The sequence below is a fragment of the Pseudomonas sp. K5002 genome, from assembly GCF_013386655.1.
Classification (GTDB): Bacteria; Pseudomonadota; Gammaproteobacteria; order Pseudomonadales; family Pseudomonadaceae; genus Aquipseudomonas.
On record NZ_JACARK010001556.1, the window covers coordinates 1 to 530 of the forward strand.

The following is a 530-nucleotide window of genomic DNA, read 5'->3' on the forward strand; positions in this document are numbered from 1 at the left end:
CGAACCGGTGCCGGCGGTGGTGGGAATCGCGATCAGCGGCGGGCCTTTGCGCGGCACCTGGTCCACGCCGAACAGGTCGGCCAGGGCGCCGTGGTAACCGGCGTAGGCCGCCACGCTCTTGGCGATGTCGATGGCACTGCCGCCGCCGACGCCGATCAGGCCGTCATGCCCGCCTTCGCGGTAGACGCGCATGCAGTCCTCGACGATGGCGATTTCCGGGTCGGGCAGCACGCGGTCGAAAATCTCGTAGGTCCGTTCGCCCAGGTGTTCCAGCGCCAGCGCCACGGTGCCGGACTTGACCAGTGCCGCATCGGTGACAATCAGCGGGTTGTCGACATCCAGCCGCGTCAGCTCGGCGGCCAGTTGCTCGATGGCGCCTGGGCCGGTGAGCAGTTTGTGGGCGATCTTGAATGAGGAAGTACTCATGTGCGCGGCCTCTTATCAGTTATGGGCTGGCACAAGACTAGCTGACTTGGGCTGGTTGTCTTGCATTCAGCTACTGAATAGACACAAACCCAATGTGGGAGCGG

Annotated in this window: 1 protein-coding gene; it reads right to left on the minus strand. The window is 64.3% G+C overall.

The window, feature by feature from the left end; translation table 11 throughout:
* A partial coding sequence (locus tag HX846_RS37895) for an iron-containing alcohol dehydrogenase (RefSeq protein WP_178967546.1) occupies positions 1-426 on the minus strand: 426 nt, incomplete at its 3' end.
* Positions 427-530 lie beyond the last annotated feature (104 nt).